This is a genomic window from Aminobacter sp. LjRoot7 (assembly GCF_964252895.1).
GTDB classification, from domain to species: Bacteria; Pseudomonadota; Alphaproteobacteria; order Rhizobiales; family Rhizobiaceae; genus Aminobacter; species Aminobacter aminovorans_B.
This window is the reverse complement of sequence record NZ_CAXUPX020000005.1, coordinates 102343-124813: the sequence shown is the minus strand read 5'-3', so window position 1 is coordinate 124813 and position 22471 is coordinate 102343. Positions and strand designations below refer to the sequence as shown.

Here is a 22471-nt window from a genome sequence, read left to right as displayed (position 1 = left end):
CCGGCCACCGTTCCGTGGTCTGATCCGGTCATGTTCAAGGTGCTGCTTCGAGTTGTGAGACGAAGCGGAGAATTGGGAAGCCGGTGAGATACCGGCGCTGCCCCCGCAACGGTGGCGGAGTTATTGTTTCGACGGGAGACCACTGGGCCGGCCGGCCTGGGAAGGTGTCGAGACAGTCCGAAAGGACAGCTCCGGAGCCCGGAAACCAGCCTTGAACCTGAAACAACTCGACTGATCGCGGTGGGCGGTCAAGAGGCGGATCGTTGCTGCGCGGACCTTGCGTCCGTAGGGCAGTCGTTCTTCCCGACATCACCACCAGTTCAGTCCTTGGTGCGAGGACAGGACATGGACACGAAGAATGAGATGCTGAGCCTGCTGCGCGGCCGCCGCGACGGATTCAGCCTGGAACAGCCCTTTTACATCGACCCGGATTTCTTCCGGCTCGACATGGAGCTCATCTGGTATCGCGACTGGCTGTTTGTCGGCCATGACTGCGAACTGGCCAAGCCGGGCAGCTTCTTCACCGTCCAGGTCGGCGATTATCCTGTTGTGCTGGTCCGCGACCAGAGGGGCGAGCTTCGCGCCTTCCACAACTCCTGCCGCCACCGCGGCAGCCGGGTCTGCGCGACGGAAAAGGGCACGGCGGCCAAGCTCGTCTGCCCTTATCACCAGTGGACCTATGAGCTCGACGGCCGGTTGCTGTTCGCGCGCCAGATGGCGGAGGGTTTCGACAAGAGCCAGTTCGGCCTGAAGCCGGTCGCCTGTGAATCCGTCGGCGGTTACATCTTCATCTGCCTCGCTGACGAGCCGGCCGATTTCGCGCCGATGCGGGCGATGGTCGAGCCCTACCTGTTGCCGCACCGGTTGCGCGAGGCGAAGGTCGCCTTCGAAAGCACCATCGTCGAGAAGGGCAACTGGAAGCTGGTCTGGGAAAACAACCGCGAGTGCTACCACTGCGCGGGCAACCACCCTGAGCTCTGCAAGACCTTTCCCGAGGCGCCGAACGTTACCGGCGTCAACGGTGCTGAGAGCGATCCCGAGATGCTGGCGCACTGGGCAAAGTGCGAGGCTGCCGGGCTGCCGAGCAAGTTCCGTATCGATGCCGGCGGCCAGTACCGCGCAACGCGCGCGCCGCTGCTGCGCGACGCGGTGAGCTACACCATGTCTGGCAAGCGCGCCGTCAAGCGCAACCTTTCCGACAGCGTCTCGGCGGACAAGATCGGCACGCTGCTGCTCTATCACTATCCCACGACCTGGAACCACGTGCTCGGCGACCATGCCGTCACCTTCCGCGTGCTGCCGATCAGCGCCACGGAAACGGCCGTCACCACCAAATGGCTGGTTCACAAGGATGCCGTCGAAGGCGTCGACTACGACCTTGCCGAACTGACCCATGTCTGGACCGAGACCAACGACCAGGACCGGCGCATCGTCGAGGAAAATGCCTTTGGCATCAAATCGCCGGCCTATGAGCCCGGACCCTATTCGGAGGAACACGAGGGCGGCGTGATGCAGTTCATCGAGTGGTATGCCGGCTTCATCGAGCCGCGGCTGGCCGATGGCGGCAAGCCGGCCCTGCGCAACGTTGCCTGATCAGGAGGGAGCTGTGAACGCGATGTCCGATCTCGGCCTTTACCGCAACCTCGACGAAATGGTGCCCTGGAACGACAGGCTCCAGGTGCTGGAGGTCATCGGCGTCACCGACGAGGCGCCCGACGTCAAGACCTTCACCTTCCGCTCGGACAACCAGACCTGGTTCCGCTACAAGCCCGGCCAGTTCGTGACGCTCGAGCTTCCGGCCGAGCCGGCGCCCGTCATGCGCACCTACACACTGTCGTCCAGCCCATCGCGGCCGTTCTCCATCGCCGTCACGGTCAAGGCGCAAGCCGGCAGCATCGGCACACGCTGGATGTTCGACCATTTGAAGCCGGGCGTCCGCATCAAGGCCTATGGCCCGTCAGGCGACTTCTCGCTGCACCAGCACCCGGCGGCAAAATATCTGTTCGTCTCGGCCGGCTCCGGCATTACCCCGATGATGTCGATGCTGCGCTGGCTCAACGACTGCGCGCCGTGGACGGACGTTGCCTTCGTCAACTGCGCGCGCCGTCCGGAAGAGATCATCTTTCGCAAGGAACTTGAGCTCCTTGGCACCCACATGCCCGGCCTTTCGCTCGGCTTCATGATCGAGGAGCGGTCGAGCCGTGAAGGCTGGTTCGGCCATATGGGCCGCATCGATGCGGTGCGCCTGCCGCTGCTGTCGCCGGACTTCCGCGAGCGCGAGGTGTTCTGCTGCGGGCCCGATCCATTCATGCGCGCCGTGCGCGGCATGCTGGAGGCATCGGGCTTCGACATGTCCCGCTACCATCAGGAAAGTTTTGCTGCGCCTGTCGTCGAGGAGGTTCCTGCGCCGTTCTCGATGCCGGGCGAGGGCACTGAAACGGTGCCGGATGCCGTTCTGCCAGTCCGCTTCTCGCTGTCGGATGTCGACGCCGACTGCCTGTCGGGCCAGACAGTGCTGCAGACGGCACGCGCCTCGGGCGTGCGCATCCCGGCGGCCTGCGAATTCGGCCTGTGCGGCACCTGCAAGGTCAGGAAGCTCTCCGGCGAGGTCGAGATGAGCCACAATGGCGGCATCCTCGACCACGAGATCGACGACGGCTTCATCCTCGCCTGCTGCTCGAAGCCGCTGTCGGCGATCGAGGTCGAGGCGTAGGGCAATACCGGGGAAACCGTGCAGCGGTTTCCGTCTGGAGTTAGGAAAAATCAGCGGTGGTGCAGCACCAGCGGCGTGCCACCGACCTCGATGACGGCCATGTCATAGCCGAACACCCGGGCGAGCACGTCGGGCTGCAGCACCTCGGCTGGCGATCCGTCGGCGACGATGCGCCCCGATTTCATCGCCACGATGCGGTCGGCATAGACAGCGGCGTGGTTGATGTCGTGCAGCACCACGATGACGGTGCGCCTGTCTTTGTCGGCGGCCGCGCGCAGGTCTCGCATCAGCTGGCGGGCAAACAGCATGTCGAGATTGTTCAGCGGCTCGTCGAGCAGCATGTAGTCGGTGCCCTGGCAGAAGGCCATGGCGACCATGGCGCGCTGGCGCTGGCCGCCCGACAGATTGTCGAGGAAGCGGTCGGCCAGATCCATCAGGCCAAACTGCTGCAAGGCCGCCTCGATCAGCTTCAGGTCATTGGCGTCGATGCGCCCGCGCTGGTGCGGAAAGCGGCCGAAGCCGATGAGTTCGCGCACCTTGAGCCGGCTTGCCACCGCCGGGTCCTGGCGCAGGATGGCGAGCGTCTTGGCCAGCCGGTGGCTCGGTGTCGTGTCGACCGGCAGGCCGTCGACCGAGATGGCACCGCTCTGCAGCGGCTGCAGCCGGGCGATCAGCGACAACAGGCTCGACTTGCCGGCGCCGTTGGGGCCGACCAGCGCCGTCACTCCGCCCTTGGGCATGGTCAGCGACACATCCTCCAGGATTTGAGTGTCGCCGAGGCGCAGCGAAACATTCTTGATCTCGATCATCGCTTGCTCGTTGTGATCAGCATGGCCAGGAACACGATGCCCCCCACGAATTCGATGACGACGCCCAGCGTCGCGGCACCGCCCAGCACGTGCTGCAGCACCATCTGGCCGCCAAGCAGCACTATGACGGCCGTCAGCATCGCCGCCGGCAGCAGCAGGCGGTGGCGGCGGCTGTCGACGATGCGCTCGGCCAGCGCCACCACCAGAAGCCCGAAGAACGTCACCGGCCCGACCAGCGCCGTCGACACGGCCACAAGGGCCGCGACCAACAGCAGCAGGCCGGCCAGCGCTTTGGTCCACGAAATGCCAAGGCCGGTGGCGCTGTCGGCGCCAAGCGCGACGATGTCGAGCAGGTGGCGTTGGTGCCAGATGATGACGGCGGCAATTGTCGTCACCACCAGGCCGACGATGACGAGGTCCGGCCGCACGGTGTTGAAATCGGCGAAGCTTGACCCTTGTACGACGGCGAATTCGTTCGGGTCGATAAGCCGTGCGATCAACGAGGCGAGGCTGCGAAATAGCACGCCCAGCACCACGCCGGTCAGAAGCAGCAAGCCGATGTCGAAGCGCCGCCGCAGCATCGGCAGGAACAGCACCAGCGCCATCGCCATCATCAGGCCGGCCTCGCCAACGAATTTCAGGCGCGGGTCGAGCGCGACGTAGCCGACGCTGCCGAGCGCCAGCACCAGCGCCATCTGTCCGAACATGTAGAGCGCATCGAGGCCCATGATCTGCGGCGTCAGCACCCTGTTCGCCGTGACCGTCTGGAACACGACAGTCGAGATCGCGATCGCCACGCCGACCTGGATCAGGGTCACCAGCCGCACGGCGCGCAGTTCGAGCGCGAAGCCGATATTGCCACGCAGCCCGACGGTCATGAAGGTGACAGCCACCACCACTGCCAGGGCAGCGAGGATCAGGAGACGTTTGTCAGGCACGCTGGGTCCGCCCGAACAGAATCCACAAAAACAGCCCCGATCCGACGACGCCGAGCACGGTGCCGACGGGAATTTCATAGGGGTAGCGGATGAGGCGGCCGATGATGTCACAGGCGAGCAGCAGCACGGCACCTGTCACTGCCACCCAGGGCAGGACGCTCTTCAGATTGTCGCCCATCAGCCGGGACACGAGGTTCGGCACCACCAGCCCGACGAAGGGGATCATGCCGACAACGACGACGGCCAGCGACGAGATCACCGCCACCATGACCAGGCCGAGCTGGACGATGCGCTGGTAGTTGAGCCCGAGCCCGAGGCTGACCTCGCGGCCCATCGAGGCGATGGTCAGCCGGTCGGCGACCCACCAGGCCAGCGCCACCATCGCAGCGGTGATCCACAACAGTTCGTAGCGACCGCGCAGCACGCCGGAGAACTCGCCATTGGTCCAGACGTCGACATATTGCAGCAGGTCGGTCTGCCAGGCGATGAAGGTCACCGCAGCACCGATGACACCGCCATAGACGAGGCCGAACAGCGGAATGAGAAACGGCTGCGTCGGCGGCAGCCGATGCGCGATGCCAAGGAAGATCGAAGTCCCGGCCAATGCGGCCACGCTGGCACCCAGCGTCTTCATCGCGATCGAAGCTGTCGGAAACAGCAACGTCACGACAAGCACGCCAAGGGCGGCACTCTGGCCGGTGCCGGTGGTGATCGGCTCGACGAAGCGGTTGCGCACCAGGATCTGCAGCACCAGCCCGGCAATCGCCAGGCCGGCACCGGTCAGCACCACGGCCACGGTTCGCGGCAGGCGGCTGACCAAAAGAAGCTGCAGTGCGCCGGCATCGGTGAACACGCTGCCCATCGGCAGATCATCGACGCCGATGCACAGGCTCACGGCAAAAAGCCCGACGAGCCCGGCAGCGACGAGCAGCCGGGTGTGGGGCAACGCCGCCATCACTTGGCCTTGGCGAAGGCTTGCTCGATGGTCGACAGCACCCGGTGCGTCGACTGCACGCCACCAGCGGCGATGTAGAAGTCGGGCGACGGCAGGAAGATCACCTGGCCCTTCTTCCATGCGGTCGTCTGGGCCACCAGCTCATTGTCCAGCGTCGCCTTGGCGCCCTGGTCGTTCGAGCCGATCGCCGCGGCGCGGTCGAGAACCAGCAGCCAGTCCGGATTGGTCTTGCTGATGAATTCGAACGAGATCGCCTCGCCATGCGTTGCCGCCTCGACGTCGGCGACAGCGGGCTCGAGGTCGAGCGTCTTGTGCACCCAGCCGAAGCGCGAACCGGGGCCGTATGCGGTGATCTTCGGGCCGTTGGTCATCAGGATCAGCGCCTTGCCCTTGCCCTTGACGGCCTGCCTGGCGGCTTCGACGGCGGCATCCAGCTCCTTGGCAGCTGCGGCGGCTTCGTCCGGCTTGGCAAACAGCTCGCCATAGGCGGCGAGGCGCGCCTTGGCCTGCGTCACCAGGTCGTCGCCGTCCATGGTCATGTCGATGGTTGGCGCCACGCGCGACGTCGCCTCGACCTGCGTCGACGAGCGGCCGCCGACGATCACCAAGTCGGGTGCAAGCGCGTTCAGCGCCTCGAGGTCCGGCTCGAACAGCGTGCCGACGACTGTGGCGCCCTTGGCGACGCCGGCGAGTTCCGGCACGAACAGCTTGTCGGGGATGCCGGCCGGCTGGATGCCGAGGCGGGTCAGCGTGTCGATGGCGGCGATGTCGTACACGGCGACCTTGGCCGGCACCTTGTCGATGGTCTTGGGACCGGTTGCGGTGGTGATCTCGACGGCAAGGGCGGGTGTCGTGGCAATAGCCAGTGCCGCCGTAAGGTTGGCCAGCAGCCGAACAAACTTCATCTTTTGTCTCCGTCGTCGTGGATTTGCGCCGGTTGCTTAAAACCTTCGCAATATACTCTTCTTTTGCGCATATCAGAAGCTGCCGGTGCGCAGCAAGACTTCGTCTCGGCCCTTCAAGCGCTTTATTGCTTGGCGGTCGCTGCGCAGCACGTTGAAGCAATCATTGCCGAACCATTCGAGCGATGCCTCGACATTGGGGTCGTCGCGCAGTTCCGCGAGGAAGCGCCGGTAGTCGACCTTGCCGTCGAACAGCGGCGTCATGCCTTCGCGGCTTCCGGCTGCCGCATAGACGTTAGCCGGCTCGAAGACGCGGAGGTCAGCGCGCGAGCGCACGTTCTTGAGGTGGTAGTGGCGGATGTGCGGGCGCATCGCGGCATGTGCGGCGACAGGGTCGTCGCCGCCTTCCCAGACATGCAGTGTGTCGAAGTTGAGCTTGAAGGCGGGATGGTCGACCTCGGCAACCAGCCTGAGCGTCGAGGCGCCGCAATCGGCCAGCGTGCCGGGATGCGTCTCGGCCAGGAGTTCGAGGTCGAAATCCCCGGCGATCCCGGCCACCTCATGCAGCCGCGCGGTGATGATGCGCCTGACCTCGGCCGGGGTGTCGCGGCTGCCGCGGCTACCGGCAAAGGTGCGGATCTTGCCGGCGCGCCAGTGGCGGGCGAGGCGGCACAGGTCGATGGTCTTCTTGCGCAGCGTCTCGGCATCGCCGTCGAGCGGCAGGTAGTCGCTGACCATCGGCACATAGAGCCCTTGGTCGGCCAGCCAGTCGGCGTCGCATTGCGGCTGGTAGGCGAGGTTGCGCGCATGCGCGCCCCACAGCTCGATGCCCTGGAAGTCGTTGGCGCGAGCCCATCTCGCGATGTCTTCGAGCGAAACGAGATGATGGCGGAATGTGATGGTGCAGAGCGAGATCTTCATTCGGCTGCTCCGAGCAGTTCGGTGGGGATGGTATGGGGGATGCCCTTTGTCGAGCACCATGCCTGGAAGGCTTCGCCGAGCCTGGCCTTGATCCGCCGTTCGAGCCCGTCCAGCGTGTCAAGGCGACGGAAGACATCGTCGGCGAGGCTGCGGTCCTCGGTCTGGGCCAGCTTCATGACGGCGTAGTGCAGCGCCTTGAAGTCCTGGATCACCCGCTCGATCTCGTCACACCAGTGTTCGAAATCGGCGTTCGCTAGCTTCATCTCGCGCCAGAAGAAGGCGAAGCCGTGCTCGTAGGCATATTTGCGGATCGAGATGACCGGCACCTCGCGCAGTGCCGCGCCGAGATCGGCGAGCTTGACGTCACCCCTGCCTTCGAGATGGGCGGAAACGATGCGGCGCACCCCGTCGACAAGCGGATTGTGGTCGGGCTGGTAGCAGGCGAGGAAGAAGTCGCGCAGGTCGGTGGCGGCAGGCACGCGCGCCTCCAGCCGGTCGAAGATATAGCCGCCGCCGACGGTCGGCTGGCGGATGGCGTGGATGACCTTGTCGCGGGCGATCTGGCCTTCCCAGCGGAAGTCGGGATCGTTGACCTGCCAAATCTTCGGATCGTCGGTCTTTTCGATCATCAGATAGTGCGGGAAGGGGTTCTGGTTGAACTTGTTCTCCCGCTCCGGCAGGTGGAACAGGTCCAGCATCACCATCAGATATTCGCTGTCGCGCTTGCGCTCGAGCAGGTCGAGCATGACGACGATGTTCTGGTCCTTCGAGCGCGCCGGATCGTACCATTCATGCATGCCGACGCCGTAAAGGCGCTGGTACCAGGCGCGGAAGAAATCGTGGTTGATCGACTTGTCGTGATAGGCGAGCTGCCAGCGCTCGTTGATGGCAAAGCCAGCGTCCCAGACGCTGAAATAGAACGGCCGCTGGTCGATGCCCGAGCGCTTCAGCGCGTCGCAGACGCTGCTGACGAAGCAATGCACCTTGATGTCGATGTAGTCCTCGCCATGCACGCCCTCACCAGCCGTCTCGGGACGCGCTGCAACAGTGCTGGCCTCGCCGGTGAACAGCTGCGCCAGCTCTCGCACCGTCTCGATATCCTGGCGGTTGATCGCCTCCTCGGGCGCCGGCAGGCCGAACTCAAGCTCCAGGTTGAGGAAGATCTCGAGGATCAGCACCGAGTCGAGATAGAGGTCCTCGTTGAGCCGTGCGTCGGGGCGGAAACGGTCGAGATGGGCATGGTTCATGTGATCGCGCAGCACGGCGCCGATCGCTTCGATCATCTGTTCGGTGTTCATCACGCGACTTCCCTGGCCATTGCCGTGAACTGGCCCGCGGCATGTTGTGCCGCCACCTCGCGCCGGCTGATCTTGCCGTTGGCCTGGCGTGGTATGGCGTCGACCTGGACGATCTCCATCGGCAGCTGGTGGCTGGCGAGGTTCTGGGCGCACCATTGCCGTACCATAGGGCCCTCCAGCCGCTCGGTGGCGCTGAACAGCAAGCCGACCCGCTCGCCAGCGAGTGTGTCGGCCTTGCGGAAGGCGACGGCGTCGGTGACTGAAGGCATCGACATCACCACGTCCTCGACCTCGCGCGGATAGACGTTGAGGCCGGAGACATTGATGGTGTCGTCGAGGCGGGAGACGAACACCAGCATGCCGTCAGGCCTGTAATAGCCGAGGTCACGGGTGGCGACGTCGCCGTTCGGACCGCTGACGATCATCTCGGACGGTGCGACCGCGCTGTTGCTGCAGGTAACAGCGTGGTGCGGCAGCACGAAGCCCATGTCGGCGGCGTCGGTGACGTCAGGGTTGACGGCGATGCAGCCGGTTTCCGAACAGCCATATTGCTGGAACAGATGCGTCGTCCGCGCCCGGATGCGCGCGAACCACGGTTCGGGTAGCACCGTGCCCGAGGTCATCGCCGCATGGAGCTTCTCGCCCTCGGGCATCAGCCGGGCCAGCGTGTGCAGCACAGCCGGCGACGAATAGAGCAATGGCTGCTCGATGCCGCGCAGGATCCTGAGCAGATATTTCGGATTGCCGGCATCGACGATGACGGGTGTGCGACGGCGCCTCAGCGCGACGAGGATGCCGCAGATAAGGCCGTAGGAATGCGTCGTCGGGCAGGCGATGACGGGCGTCATCTCCTCCGGCTGGTGGAAGGTCGCGACATAGCTTGCTACCTCGGCGTCGATCTCGGCCCAGCTGCGGGCGATGCATTTCGGCGCGCCCGTCGTGCCGGAGCTCATCTGCAGCAGCTGGCCGGTGGCACCTAGCTCGATTTCGGTCGACAGCGTCTCCGCGTCGAGGCTGTTGAAGTAGAGCGCGTTGCAGCCTGCGGCGACCGCCAGGCGGCGAGCGGCGGCATGCGGCGTTGCCGGGTGGATCGGGAAGACGCTGGCGCCGATGTTGCGGATGGCGAAGAACAGCGCCAGCCAGGCGGCTGTGTCGCTGAAGCAGACGGCATAGCGTCCATTGGGGTTCAGTCCGGCCTGGTCGCCGCTTCGCACGACCATCTGCTCGAACTTCTGTCGGTCATAGTACCTGTCGTCGATCTGGAGCATCGATTTTCCTTCAGGCGTCGGGGGTGGAGAGGAGGTTGGGAACGGCGTGGCTGGAGCGGCCGGTGTTCAGCTTGCGCGCGAGCAGGGCTTCGGCCGTCAATGTCGGGCGGGCCAGCCCGAGCTGGTGCTGGCGTGCGCCAAGGCCGTGGATGGCGGCGTAGTCGGCGAGCATCCGTCGGACAGTTTTCCAGAAGTCGGCTTCCTGCAGCCCATAGAACGTCTGCAGCAGATGCGAGACCTCGGCCAGGTTGAAGACGAACAGTGCATCCGTCACCAGTTCGCCAAGCGTCTCGACATCCTCCATCCAGTAGTACTGGTCAGGCAGCGCGTCCCGATAGGCCGGGTCGAGCGCCAGGAAGTCGGGCGCCTTTTGTGGCTCACGCAGGAAGTCGGGCACATATTCGACACTGTCGTGGAAGTCGCGCAGTACCAGCCGCACCGGCCAGCCGTCGCGATGGACAAGTACCATGTTCTGGCCGTGCGCTTCGGTGGCGATGCCGTGCCCGACGAGCAGGTGCCAGACCGGCAGGATCGCTGTCTGCAGCAATTGCCCCAGCCAGTTGCGGAAGCCGTGCCGGCGCACCCACTCGTCGATGAACGGGCGCCCGTCGTGTTCGGTCGCCATCAACGCGTTGAACGGCACGGCCTGTTCGCCATCGGCGAGCGTCGAGGTCACGCTGCGGCGCCAAATCGCCGCAAGCTGGCCGGCCAGCGGTCCGTCGCGGCCGGCGATGATGCCGGCATATTCGTCGAGCAGGACAAGCGGATATGTCGTTGCAAACAGCGGGTCGCCGGCAACGATGTCGCCGAGCCAGCGCGAGATCACTGGTGCCGTGCACACCGAATGCGGCTCGATCGTCCTGAGCGACGACGAGTTGCTCATGTTCATCGTCAGCTTGACGTTCGCCGCCTCGGGCCGGTCGGCGTTGAGCAGCGTCCGGATCGACTGGCTCGCCGTGTAGCGGTCGCCAACGATGCCGGCGAAATGCGCCGTACCATTGGCGAGCCATGGCGCAAGCAGCGTTTCCCGCAACGACTGCCACTGCCAGGGGTGCAGGGGCAGCAGGCAATAGTCGTCCCAGGCAAGGCCCAGGCGTGCGCGCTCCCGGTCGAGCTGGGCAAAGACCTCCGCGCCAAGCTCGACGCTCCAGAACGCGCCTTCATTCGCCGGTAGCCGCTGGCTGACCTTGCTGCGCTTTACCAGCAGCCAGGCGAGTTGGAAGCTGTTGCCGGCTTCGGGACCGAAATCGCGATGGTCGCTTTCGCTGAACCCCGTCCGCGCCTTGAAGCAGGGGTGGTAGGCATGGCCTTCATGCAGCGCGCCTTCGAGGGCGGCGAAGCCGAGCTCGCGGCGCGACCCGTGGTCAAGATTGCGGTCGTTCCAGCTGCAATGCGCGACTGTGCTGAGCAGTTCACCCAACAGCCGACGCTTGTCTTCAGTCGATGCCGGCAGGCTCGCGACCAGTTCGTCGAGCGTCGCTGGCTGCCACGCCCCATCACGGCTCTCGCTCTCGACCGAGCCGGCCGCCAGGCGGATGCGGCCGAACGCGCCTTTCATGCCCACGCAGCGAAACCGCTTGGCGCCATCCGACCATGTGAAGGTGAGCTGGGCGCCGTCTCCGGTTACCGCCGCCTCGACGAGCCGTTCATACAGAACGGCCTCGACAAGCTGCCTGACCACGCGCTCGTCGGGGCGGCCGGGCAGGTCAAGAGGCAAGGGCACTGCCGTCTCCGTGGTAGAGGCCGGTCATGGCCGCGAAGAGCGGGTTGGGCTGGCGGGCGTAGAGCGAGCGCTCGTTGCTGGTCTGCAGCTCGTCGACGTCGAACAGCCGCGTCATCAGGTTGGCCTTGAAGGCCACCGTCGGGCGGTCGAGCACGCTGCGGACGAATTCGCGGCCGACGCCCGACGTCGTCCGCGACAGCACCTCCAGCCGGTCGCGCAGCATGTGCAGCAGGACCTCCTCGTCGATCAAACCGTCATGTCCCATGCGGGCGATGACCGAGAAGATCTGGTTGACGATCAGGTAGTAGGCGAAGCGGTCCTGGATATCGCGGTCGTCGTAATAGAGTGAGGCGATCTCAGCCGCCTCCGGCACATGCTGGCTGAGGCGGGCGCGATGACGTTTCGACAGGTAGAAACCCTGGTTGTCGCGATAGTAGCCTGTGGTGGGATAACCCTGGCTGACGTCGACAAGGCTGTTCTGCTGGTGTGCTTCGAGCGCCAGGCCGAAATCGTCATAGAGGCAGACCAGCGGGTCGAGCGCGCAGTCGAGATAACGCTGGAACCAGTACCGGCAGACCAGCTCGGGATGGGTGCCGTCCCTCAGGCAGATGCTGCGGATGATGCGTTCGAGCCGCGACTGTTCGCCCGGCAGCGGCTCGGCGGTCAGCGCGGCGATGGTGATCTTGCCTCGACCCTTGCAGGCGACGAACGGGTTTTCGCGCAGGATGACCTCGAAGCCGCTTTCGCTGCGGTCGGGCAAATCGAGCGTGATGTAAGCCGGGTCGGCGATGATCTTGAAGCGATCGCTGTCGTTGCCGATGCCCGTGCGTTGCACAAGCTTGGCCATGGCGACACCCGCCTCCAGCTCCTTGCGGCTGTTGACCCTGAGCGAATTGGTGATCCGCACCGGCAGCGAGAATTTCAGCATCCACGGCAGGTCCCTGTTGTAGACCGTGCGCACGGAGGACGTTGCGGTGAATGCCGGGCCGGCGGGGCCGATGAGACGCAGCTTGCCCGCTTTCTGCAGGCCACGGACGCCGTCGTCGAGCAGCAGCGCTTCGGCCTGCAGCGGATGCATCGGCAGCAGCGTCTCGCCGGGCCGCGTCTCGATCTTGCTGGGCCCCGCCAACGACGCGACGATCTCGGGTGCCGATTGGCTGGCGGCCGATTTGTGGCTGACGACGGAGGCATCGGCGGCGAAATAGACAAGCTGGAAGTTGCCGCGCAGCTCCGGCGCGTAGCTCGGCTCCTGCCACGAGCTCATGCCTTGCCGGCTCTTCGGCGTCGGGTGCAGCGAATGGCCGAACACCAGCGACTGTTCGGCCGCGATGAAGCTGTCGTGGTCTTCGCGGACGCGATGCGCCTCGATGTAGCGCAGCGTCTGCTGGTAGCTCTGCAGCGCCCGGCCGAGCAGTTCGAGTTCGCAGCCGCGCATCGCGTCGCCGCGCCCATCATGCAGCTGCCTGTAGGCCTCCTGCAGCAACAGCTGGAGGGCGGCGAAGGGCTCGGCATTGCGCCAGCCGCCTTCCGTCGCCCGACGCTGCCAGACCTGCCCAAAACGGTGCGGACCGCACAGCGAGTGCGACACAAGCTCGGCCCGCAGCACAAGCTGCTGTGCTGCCAGAACCAGTTCGATGCAGTCGACGGGGTCTTCCGATCCGGTCCTGTGTTGCGTCACCCTGCCGGGCGAGATTTCGCGGACATAGCAGTTCGCGAAATTCTGGAACGTCGCGTGTTCGGCAACCTGCCGCTGCGTGAGCTTCATCTGTCGTCACCACATGGTTTGACCGATAGAGTCCCTTGCAGCAGCTAGGTATCTGACGGATTTTCTCGGGAACGTGGGCGCTGCCTGACGCCTCAGGCACTCCACTCGATGCTGGGTTCCGGCTCGCGGAAGGCGAAGCGGACGAGGTGGTCGTCGATGACGGCCTTGGTCCGCGCCAGCTGATCGGCGTCGGCCGCATCCACCTCGATGGTCAGGGCGGTGGCGTCGGCGTTCATCACGGCATGGCCGAACGGGAAATGGCATTCGCCATGCCCGTCGCCGTGGCTCACCTCGATCTTGTGGGCAAAATGCTTGCACAGCTGGGTTAAGTACTTGGCGCCATGCTCGGTCTCGAACCGTCCCGTCGATTGAAACATGATCTCTCCGTCCATGCTTTCAGAAATGGCCACGGACAATGTCCGTGGCCATCATGCTCAGAACTTCGCCGTCGCGCTCAGCCGGAACGAGCGGCCGGGTTCCAGCAAGGGGTTCACGTTGGTGAATTCCTGTCCGTAGGTTGCACGGCTGGCATAGTCTTCATCGAACAGGTTCTTCACTTCGCCGCGGAAGGTCAGGTTCGGATGCGACTCCGGCTGGTATTCGGCGAAGATGTTGACGACCTCGTGCCCCTTGAGGAGCTTGTCCTCGAGCGCGATCTCGACGTCTCCGCCGACCTTCACGCCCCAGTCGTCGAACTGGTGGACGGCAGACAGAGTGATGATCTGTCCTACTGGCGTTACCAGATAGGTGCCGGTGTCAGAATCAGCAGGCTTGCCGTCGATGGTGACATCGATGTTGGCGTATTTGACGCTGACATTGCCTGCACCCCAGTCGTAACCGCCGGAGATGGTGAAGCCCTGCGAGCGGACGTCGCGAGTCTGGATGCCCAGTCCAACACCATAACGGGGTGTACGGGCATCGTAGATGTCAGTGCGGAAGATGCTGCCCTCGAGCGTGAAACCCTCATAGGTGGCGAGAAGGCCAGCCGTCAGGTTGTCCGATGTCACCGGCTTCGGGCCGGCGCCATAGTTCCAGTTCGGGTTCATGATGAAATTCTCGGCCAGCGGCACGCCGGCCCAGACATGCGAGTATCCGGCCTTTGCGGTCAGGAAGTCGGGAATGATGTCGTACTCACCCGAGATGTTGCCGCTCAGGCCGGCATTGGTCCACTTCTGGCCCTTGGTGCCTTCGAACCACTGATTGTCACCACGCGCGCCGAACGACAGGCGCGTCCGCTCCCAAGGTTCGAGACGAGCCTGGGCGTAGATACCGACATTGCTCGCATGCTCAGTCGACGTATCCGACTTCGCGTCGAGGTGAGCCTTGTCCTTGTAGAAGTCGAAGCCGGCGGTGACGGTACCGATATCAAAGGCGAAACGGTTTTCGGCCTTGCCGTTGAAACTCTCAGTTTTGCCGATACCCTGATAGGTGGGCGCTGGATAGATCGGGATCTCCACCCTGGCACTCGTGTAAGCGATTACCACCTTCGGATCCCACCAGCCTTCAGGGGATTCATCGGTGTAGGTGAAGACGGTGCTGCTGCGATCCAGCGTATAGTCGCGGATCGGAACCTCTCCCTTCTTCGGGTTCGTGATCGAGCCCATGTTGGCGCGGAACGGCCGCGGGGCGTCGTCGCGAAGCTGTTCGTGGCTCAGTTCGAAGCGATGACCGTTTTCAGCCTGGTAGGCCACCTTGCCGATGCCGCTCAAAAGATTGGCGCTGGTACCATCGATAACCTTGCCGTCACCGCCAGTGTAATTGTCGCCCTTGGCGAAGTTGAGATAGCCGAAGAACTCGAAGCCGTCCTTCATGCCATATGCTGACAGGCCGACGGTCGAGGTCTTGCTGTTGAAGTCGTAGGTGCCGGTGACCAGGCCGCCGAGGCTCTTGCCCGGCTCGAGCAGGTCGCGCGCATCCTTGGTCTCGTAGGCGATCGAGCCGCCGAGCGCGCCGGGGCCGGCATCGGCTGGTGCCACGCCGGCGTCGACGCTAACGGCCTTCAGCAGCGACGGGTCTATCAGGTTGGTGGTGTTATGGTGGAAGACCTTGTTGTTTTGGCGCGCGCCGTCGACCGTCACGGCAAGGTTGTTTTCCTCGATGCCCTGGACGTAGACCTTCTGCGACGACGAGGTCGAGCCGCCGACGGCGACCTTGGGTTCGTTGGCGAACACTTCCTGCAGGTCGGCAGGCGCCTTCTGTGCCAGGTCCTCGGCCGTGATCTGGACGTTGTTGACGCTGCCGCCAGAGCCCATCGTGGTCACGTCGATCGTGTCGAGAACCACCGCGCCATTGGCCGAAACGCTGAGCCCGCCCGTCGCGGCACTTGCAGCAGCCGACTGGACCGAAACGGTGTTGGGTCCGGTAAAGCGATAGTTCAGGCCACTGCCGGCGAGCAGGCTTTGCAGCGCCTGTTCCGGCGACAGGTTGCCGGAGACGGCCGGGGCGCTGGCCCCCCCGATTTCAGCCGTGCCGAAGGCGATCTGCAGGCCGGTCTGGGCCGCGAGCTGCTTCAGCGATTGGCCAAGCGGCTGCGCTGGCAGGTTGATGTTCTGCGCGCGCGTTGCCGACTGCGCATGGGCGACGCTCGTTGGCGCGGCGGCGGTCAGCATGCTCGCGCCGAGCGCCGTGCCCACCAGAAGCCGTGCCAGCAGGCGCCCCGACGCCTTGCCGCCAAAATCCATGTTGCTGTTGCCCATCGTGCAGTCCCCAAGAAAGTCTGGCGCACGCATCCACCGAGCGCCCTCGATGGTGTGACGCGCGACGGGGCCAACTGCCTAAAGGGCCAGTTGCGATTTTTCTGAAATAGATTGGGCCGCGTTCGTTGGGGTCAGGAGATGACGATGACGACGCCCGGAACCCGGTGCACGGTCATGCCTTGCGTCTGGGCTAGGGCCTCGATCGCGTCATGGGCGTCGCGTGTCAGGAACACCGCGCTGACCGGGCTCGCATCATGGGTGTGCGTGGCGATGACGAGGCGTTCGGGCACATAGCGGCCAAGCTCGCCGATGGCGCTGCCGAACGGCTTGCCTTCGAACACGACGCGGCCGCCGCGCCAGGCGAGTTCGCTTGCGAGGTTGACGTCGGCTGCCGCGAGCGGCGCTGCGCCGCTCAGGTAGCGCGTCTGCTGGCCGGGTGCGAGCGACACGGTGTTGGCAGCATCACCCTTGGCGCCGCCCGAGACGGTGATAGCGCCGGCCGACGCCGTGACCGTCACTTCGTCGGCGATTGCGCGCACCGCATAGCTGCCTTCCAGAGCATCGCTGTTGCCGCCGAGGGCTGCGACGCGGAATGGAGCACCGGTGTCGAGCCTGACCGAGAATTCCACTTCGCCCGAGAGCAGGTTCACCAGGCGCAGGCCCGGCTGGAAATCGACGTCGACGGCACTGTTGGTGTTGAGCAGCATCGTCGAGCCGTCGGGCAGGGTGGCCGTCGCCTGTTCGCCGGCGCCGGTCGTGAAGTCCGATCGCATCCAGGTAAGGACCCGTGGGGCAGCGGCAGCGGCGACAGATGCGGCCACAGCACCACCAACGAGGAACCTGCGCCGGCTGACGGCCGGCCGAGGCATTGGCGCAGCAACGGGAGCCACATCCAGGCCGCTGCCATCGACGTTCTGCAGCAGTTGCCAGAACTCCTTTTCGCGGGCGAATGCCTGTGCATGCTCCGGCGACTGGTCGCGCCAGGCGTGGAATCGGTCGAGATCCTGCCGGCTGACATTGCCGGCGCTCAATCGAACGATCCAGTCACGCGCATCAAGTGCGACGCCGCGGTCGATCTCGGATCCGTGTTGCCCTTTGCCCATCGCCAGTCACGCAAGCGGTGCCCATCTGTTCGGGCACACTAACCATCTTGCTATCATAGACACGCGAGATGGCACCACGCCTAAGCGTCACGGCAAAATAAATCTTGGAACAGGTCAGACGTTGCTGTCGCGCAGCTCGGCCAGGCGTTCGACCACGCGGCGGATATGGTAGTAGACGGCCTCGTCGCTGATGCCGAGCTGGCGCGCGATCTCGCGGTGCGAGATGCCGTTGACGCGGTTCATCAGGAAGATGCGCCGGCTTCTTTCCGGCATCGTCTTAAGTGCCTTGTCGACGGCGCGCAGCATGTCTCTGCCCATGACGATGCGTTCGGGCGAGATCTCGTCGACCGACGGCGACAGAAGTTCGTTGACCTCGGCGTCGATCTCGCTGCGCCGCTGCTGCTTGCGGAAGTGGCCGATCGCGGCATTCTTCGCCGCCTGCATGGTGAAGGCGGCATGGTTGTCGATGGCGTCGTCGTGACGGACGTTGGACAGGCGTATCCACGTATCCTGCACGATGTCCTCGGCGGTCGCGCTGCAGCCGACGCGTCCGCGCGTCAGCGCCTCGATGCGCGGACGCAACGTAGCAAAGCTGGTCATCAGCCTGGTGAGTGCCATTTTTCTCACTCTTGTTTTTGCACCAGTTCCGATCGCGCATGCCTGGGGGCGACAGCGACAGGGGTTCGATAGGCCATCAAAAAAGTGCCTGCAACCCCAACACCTTAGGGAAAAGCGCGGTGTTACCGGGGCTTCAACCTAAAACCTTCCTATTTTTATCATGTTTAGTGTTTGATTCTGCTGGACTAACTGCGGCTGCCGCTTGGCGGCCCGCATGGATTGTCGCAGCAAGAAAGTTTTACGGGTGTAGCAGAAACAACACAGGGCGCTTGCAGGGGGCGAAGCCAGTCACCAGCCGGCCTTGCCGGCCGGCAGTGAATCGCAATGTTTGCGATGACGCTTGCACCTGTCCCGCAATCCGCGGGGAGGCGGCTGCTAGCGCTTGAAGTCGATCGGAACCACGATCACCGACGGCACCGCCGGCGGCGGCGCCGGGATCGGTGACGACCGGCGCACAAGGCTGACCGCAGCTTCGTCGAGGGCCGGGTCGCAAGACGAATTGATAAGTCTGACCGACAGCACGTCGCCACCGGCATTGAACGAGAACTGCACGGCTGCGACGCCACGGTTGCGCACGTTGCGCGGCTTGTGCCTGTTCAGATGGGCAAAGACGCGCGACTGCCAGCGCGCCGGCGACATCGCCTTGCCGCCGCCCTGGCCAGGCGCAGGTGCACGCACGCTTTCGGAGTTCTGCGCCGACTTCTTCGCAGCTGAGCTAGCCTGTGCAGGCTTCTTCTCGACCTTGGCTTCCTTGGTCGGCTCCGGCTTCTTCTGCACCGGCTTCTTTTCGCGAACCGGCTTTTCCACCGGCTTCGGCTTCTTGATCTCGGGGCGCGGTTCGGGGATCGCCATCGCCACCTCGGGCAGCGGAGCCTCTACGAGATCGGGGATCACTTCCTCGATCGGCTCGGCCTCGGTGACCTCTTCCAGAGGCTCCGGCGTAAGTTCCACGACCTGCTCGACCGGTTCCACCGGCTCGGTCACCGGCTCGACGGGATCGGGTGGAATGGTCTCGGTCATTTCCTCGACGTTTTCGGCAGCAGCACTGTCGACCATGTCAGTCGCGTCCTGCTGCACGGCCTCCGGTGCCATAGCCATCGGCGCGAGGTCGATCATCACGGCGGACTGCGCCTGCATGTCTTCCATCATCATCGGCGGCTGCTGGTTGAGATACCAGGCGCCGGCCATGTGGACGGAGAGGATCACGGCCGCCGCCGTCGACCACAGCAAGGCTTCGCTACGGCTGATGCCGCCGAAGCTGAACTGGTCATGCGTCGCAGCACTCATTGCGCTTGCCCCTCGCTGGCAGCGGGCGGCGTGGCTCGCACCTGCTCCAGCCCGACAAGTGCGATCTTGAGATAGCCGGCACCGCGCATCAGGTTCATCACTTCCATCAGCTCGCCATAGTCGACGCCACGGTCGGCGCGCAGGAAGATGCGGGTTTCCTTGTCGGCCTTGGCGGCAGTGTCGAGCTGTTGCTGGAAAGCGGTGCGGGCGACAGTGTCCTGGCCGATCGAGATGCTGAGGTCTTCCTTTAGCGTCACGTAGAGCGGCTCTTCCGGGCGCGGCGTGGCGGTCGCGGTGGAAGCCGGCAGGTCGACATTGACGTCGACGGTGGCCAAGGGTGCTGCCACCATGAAGATGATCAGCAGCACCAGCATGACGTCGATGAACGGCGTCACGTTGATCTCGTGGTTTTCCTGGAGATCGTCTTCTTCAACCTGCTGTCTGATGCCGCCGGCCATGGCTCCGTCTCCTAGACCGCGACGGCGGGCGCGACGCGCCCGTTGCCGCGCATGGCTTCATTGGCCGGCAAGCGCTCGTTGCGCTGCGGCTGGCGGTCAAGGTCGCGGCTGACCAGGCGCTGCACGCCGGCGGCGGCGTCGGCCAGGCCTTGGCGGTAGCCAGTGATCGAGCGGGCGAAGACGTTGTAGATCACCACCGCCGGAATGGCGGCGATCAGGCCGACGGCGGTCGCCAGCAGCGCTTCGGCGATGCCGGGTGCGACGACCGCGAGGTTGGTGGTCTGCGATTCCGAGATACCGATGAACGAGTTCATGATGCCCCAGACGGTGCCGAACAGGCCGACGAAGGGTGCCGTCGAGCCGATCGTGGCGAGCACGCCGGTGCCGCGGCTGAGGCGGCGACCGGCCTGCGCCTGGATGCGCATCAGCCGCGACTCGACGCGCTCCTTGATGCCGGAGGCGTCGGCATGGCCGAATTCGTGGCCCGACATCTCGAACTCCTCGACGGCGGCGCGAACGAGCACGCTGCCGATCCCGGTGCGGTCACCGAGGGCCTGGGACGCGTCGGCGAGCCTGCGGGCGTGCAGAATGCCGCGCAGCGCCTTCTTCAGCCGCGCCTTGGAGGCGGCGATCTCGAGCGACTTGGCAAGCCAGACGGTCCAGGTGATCAGCGAGGCAAAGGCAAGGCCGATCATCACCGCTTTGACCACCCAGTCCGCGGCCATGAACATGCCCCATGGCGACAGGTCGTGTGGCAAAAGGCTCTTGGGAACGTCGGTACCGGCTGGCGCGCCGACGGTCGTGTCGATCGGCGTTGCTGCGGCAGGCTGTCCGGCTTCGGGTGTCGTGGCTGCGACCGGATCGCCGGCGGCCTGGCCCGGCTGTGCCGCGACATTCGCACCTGGCTGCGCCGCAGTGTTGCCGTCTGGCTGCTCTACAGCGTTGACACGTGGCTGCGTCGCTTCGGCTGCGCCGGCGCCGGAGCTGGTGGTGGAATTGGAAGTATCGGCGGGTGCTGCCTGCGGTGCGGGCTGGACTGCCGGCGTGGCGGCTGCTGGCTGATTTGCCGGAGCAACCGGCGCGGTCGTTGCGGGCTCTACCGTCGTCGGCGCGGCCTGCTGGGCGAATGCCGCGCCGGCGCTGAGCGTGATGCACAGCGCCGCTGCGATGATGCGTCCGGACCGATGCTGAGCTTGCGACCCGAAAGCCGTCCCGGTGCTTGTGATGCCCCAGATGCTTCTCATGTCCGCAGTCTCCGATCGCAACGCAAATGACTCAAAGGCAGGTGTTGTGTCGGGCCTCTAACATTGTTGACTTCTTTAATCAAGAAAAGCGCCAAAGAAACATGAGAGTGACACACCAGAATTCATGCGTCGAGGACGAAGCGCGACGGTATGGGCTCTTACGCCGGAAAATCGGAGGCTGCGATGACCGCCTTCGACGCTCGCCCGTGGGCCACACGGCTTATCAATAAAGTTGGCGATAACCCATTTCTGGCCAGACCAGGGGGGCGTTCGTAAGGTCCGATCCATCGCAGGGCCCGTGAGGCCCAGACAACAAGATCAGCATTGGCCGGCTAAAGGGGCGCTCCGATGGACATCCGCTCGAGCGATTTCACGCGACCGACACTCGAGCACCAGGGCACGACGCCGGTGTGGTGGCTGGTGCCGCCGCGCGAGATGCGGGACGAGACGCTGGGCGGCCACCTTGAGCTGATCAGCGAGTTCGAGATCCGCGCCGGCGGCGAGGTCAACACCCACCACCACCCGACCTACGAGTTCTATTTCATGCTCTCCGGCCGGGCGCTGATGACCATCGAGGAAGAGACCCGCGAAATCGGCCCCGGCGACCTGGTCAAGATCCCGCCCAATGCGCGGCACTCGATCAAGCCGGCGCATGAGCACAACGGCATCCGGGCCCTCGCCATGGCCTTCGGCGTCAAGGATGCGCCGGTCGTCGACTATTCGACCGACCCGGAAAGCTACTGATCCCTTTCATCCAGGCTGCGACCATGACAATGACCATCACCCTTTATGCGGGGCTAGCCGGCGACACCGATCCCGGCCGCTTCATGAGCTCAGGCCTGCTGCGCAGCCGCGATGGCGGCGCCTGGGAGCGCATCGAAACAGGCTTTCCCAATGTGCCGCAGACATTCGCACTGCTCGCCGAGCCCAGACGTCCGGGCGAAGTGTTCGCCGCCACGCAGGACGGCATTTTCCTCAGCGCCGACCATGGCGACAGCTGGACCCGGCTCGACGCGCCGAAGCCGGAGTTCGCGGTGTGGTCGCTCACCCGTCATCCGCATGAGCCGGACACGCTGTTCGCCGGCTACGAGCCCACGGCGATCTTCAAGTCGACCGACAATGGCCGCAGCTGGCGCAATCTCGACGTCTCGGTCGGCTACCCCGACATAACCGCCGGCATGCCACGGCGTATCACCCGCATCGCCATCGACTCCACCAATGCCGACAGGGTCTACGCCAGCATCGAGATCGGCGGCCTGATCATGTCGGAAGACGGCGGCCGCAGCTGGCGCCAGGCGCTCGACGGGCTTTATGTCGTCGAGGATGCCGTCGACCTGCATTCGGTGCTTGTCGATGGCGAGGGCAAGGTGTCGGTGACGACACGCGTCGGCGCCTTCCAGAGCAGCGACAATGGCCGCCGCTGGAGCAAGCTGCCGGTGCCGGCGCTGCGCGAAAAGGGCTCCTATTGCCGCATCCTCGGCCAGGGCCCGGCTGACACGATCTATCTCGGCGCCGGCAACGACTTTGACGGTGACCTCGGCGGCTTCTTCCGCTCGACCAATGGTGGCGCAAGCTTCCATTGCCTCGATCTCGGAGCGCCGCTTAAGAGCACCGTCTTTGCCATGGCCGTCGACCCGACCGACCCGAAGCGGCTCGTCTGCTCGGACAAGTTCGGCCACGTCTTCCTGAGCGACGATGCCGGCGACAGCTGGCGCGCGCATCCGCTTCCCCGTGGCATCGGCCATGTCTTTTCCATCGCCATCGGCTGAGGGG

Annotated in this window: 20 protein-coding genes and 1 riboswitch; of the genes, 4 read left to right on the top strand and 16 right to left on the bottom strand. The window is 64.8% G+C overall.

The window, feature by feature from the left end:
- Positions 1-20 precede the first annotated feature (20 nt).
- A riboswitch (cobalamin riboswitch) is annotated at positions 21-228 on the top strand.
- A gap of 117 nt (positions 229-345) precedes the next feature.
- Positions 346-1593, top strand: a complete 1248-nt coding sequence (locus ACSQ3E_RS16075; protein WP_436123471.1) for an aromatic ring-hydroxylating oxygenase subunit alpha — start codon at positions 346-348, stop codon at positions 1591-1593.
- Positions 1594-1615: 22 nt separating this feature from the next.
- Positions 1616-2713, top strand: coding sequence for a 2Fe-2S iron-sulfur cluster-binding protein (locus ACSQ3E_RS16070; protein ID WP_436123651.1), 1098 nt, complete (start codon positions 1616-1618; stop codon positions 2711-2713).
- Positions 2714-2763: 50 nt separating this feature from the next.
- On the opposite strand, the gene ACSQ3E_RS16065 is transcribed toward ACSQ3E_RS16070, so the two are convergent.
- The 16 genes from ACSQ3E_RS16065 to exbB form a co-directional block, all read right to left on the bottom strand.
- Positions 2764-3522, bottom strand: a complete 759-nt coding sequence (locus ACSQ3E_RS16065) for an iron ABC transporter ATP-binding protein (RefSeq protein ID WP_436123470.1) — start codon at positions 3520-3522, stop codon at positions 2764-2766.
- On the bottom strand, positions 3519-4400 hold the full coding sequence (locus tag ACSQ3E_RS16060) for an iron chelate uptake ABC transporter family permease subunit (RefSeq protein ID WP_436123650.1): 882 nt from the start codon (positions 4398-4400) through the stop codon (positions 3519-3521). The genes ACSQ3E_RS16065 and ACSQ3E_RS16060 overlap by 4 nt, the downstream gene beginning before the upstream one ends.
- Positions 4401-4452: 52 nt before the next feature.
- A complete protein-coding gene (locus tag ACSQ3E_RS16055; protein WP_436123469.1) occupies positions 4453-5415 on the bottom strand; it encodes an ABC transporter permease in 963 nt (320 codons plus the stop codon).
- A complete protein-coding gene (locus ACSQ3E_RS16050; RefSeq protein ID WP_436123468.1) occupies positions 5415-6320 on the bottom strand; it encodes a siderophore ABC transporter substrate-binding protein in 906 nt (301 codons plus the stop codon). Before ACSQ3E_RS16050 ends, ACSQ3E_RS16055 begins: the two co-directional genes overlap by 1 nt.
- 72 nt (positions 6321-6392) lie before the next feature.
- A complete protein-coding gene (locus ACSQ3E_RS16045; RefSeq protein WP_436123467.1) occupies positions 6393-7238 on the bottom strand; it encodes a sugar phosphate isomerase/epimerase family protein in 846 nt (281 codons plus the stop codon).
- Positions 7235-8536 carry a DUF6005 family protein gene (locus ACSQ3E_RS16040; RefSeq protein ID WP_436123466.1) on the bottom strand — a complete coding sequence of 434 codons (1302 nt, stop codon included), beginning with the start codon at positions 8534-8536 and terminating at the stop codon, positions 7235-7237. Before ACSQ3E_RS16040 ends, ACSQ3E_RS16045 begins: the two co-directional genes overlap by 4 nt.
- The gene (locus tag ACSQ3E_RS16035; RefSeq protein WP_436123465.1) at positions 8536-9804 is read right to left on the bottom strand and encodes an AMP-binding protein; all 1269 of its coding nucleotides are present in this window, start codon (positions 9802-9804) and stop codon (positions 8536-8538) included. The genes ACSQ3E_RS16040 and ACSQ3E_RS16035 overlap by 1 nt, the downstream gene beginning before the upstream one ends.
- Before the next feature lie 10 nt (positions 9805-9814).
- Positions 9815-11527, bottom strand: a complete 1713-nt coding sequence (locus ACSQ3E_RS16030) for an IucA/IucC family protein (RefSeq protein ID WP_436123464.1) — start codon at positions 11525-11527, stop codon at positions 9815-9817.
- Complete coding sequence (locus ACSQ3E_RS16025; RefSeq protein ID WP_436123463.1) at positions 11511-13292, bottom strand: IucA/IucC family protein; 1782 nt, start codon at positions 13290-13292, stop codon at positions 11511-11513. The genes ACSQ3E_RS16030 and ACSQ3E_RS16025 overlap by 17 nt, the downstream gene beginning before the upstream one ends.
- A 92-nt stretch (positions 13293-13384) precedes the next feature.
- Entirely contained in the window at positions 13385-13669 is a 285-nt protein-coding gene (locus ACSQ3E_RS16020) for a DUF2218 domain-containing protein (RefSeq protein WP_310319988.1), read from the bottom strand.
- 57 nt (positions 13670-13726) lie between these two features.
- Positions 13727-15988, bottom strand: a complete 2262-nt coding sequence (locus ACSQ3E_RS16015) for a TonB-dependent receptor (RefSeq protein ID WP_436123462.1) — start codon at positions 15986-15988, stop codon at positions 13727-13729.
- 131 nt (positions 15989-16119) lie between these two features.
- Positions 16120-17091: a FecR family protein gene (locus ACSQ3E_RS16010; protein ID WP_436123461.1), complete on the bottom strand. Its 972-nt coding sequence runs from the start codon at positions 17089-17091 to the stop codon at positions 16120-16122.
- A gap of 114 nt (positions 17092-17205) precedes the next feature.
- Complete coding sequence (locus tag ACSQ3E_RS16005; RefSeq protein ID WP_436123460.1) at positions 17206-17709, bottom strand: RNA polymerase sigma factor; 504 nt, start codon at positions 17707-17709, stop codon at positions 17206-17208.
- Between the two features lie 375 nt (positions 17710-18084).
- Entirely contained in the window at positions 18085-18996 is a 912-nt protein-coding gene (locus ACSQ3E_RS16000; protein WP_436123459.1) for a TonB family protein, read from the bottom strand.
- Positions 18993-19454, bottom strand: a complete 462-nt coding sequence (exbD, locus tag ACSQ3E_RS15995) for a TonB system transport protein ExbD (RefSeq protein WP_436123458.1) — start codon at positions 19452-19454, stop codon at positions 18993-18995. Before exbD ends, ACSQ3E_RS16000 begins: the two co-directional genes overlap by 4 nt.
- 11 nt (positions 19455-19465) lie before the next feature.
- Positions 19466-20698: a tonB-system energizer ExbB gene (gene exbB, locus ACSQ3E_RS15990; protein WP_436123457.1), complete on the bottom strand. Its 1233-nt coding sequence runs from the start codon at positions 20696-20698 to the stop codon at positions 19466-19468.
- 348 nt (positions 20699-21046) lie between these two features.
- Here exbB and ACSQ3E_RS15985 point away from each other — a divergent pair, with 348 nt between their 5' ends.
- Positions 21047-21442: a cupin domain-containing protein gene (locus ACSQ3E_RS15985; protein WP_436123456.1), complete on the top strand. Its 396-nt coding sequence runs from the start codon at positions 21047-21049 to the stop codon at positions 21440-21442.
- Positions 21443-21471: 29 nt separating this feature from the next.
- Complete coding sequence (locus tag ACSQ3E_RS15980; protein WP_436123455.1) at positions 21472-22467, top strand: hypothetical protein; 996 nt, start codon at positions 21472-21474, stop codon at positions 22465-22467.
- Positions 22468-22471: the final 4 nt, after the last annotated feature.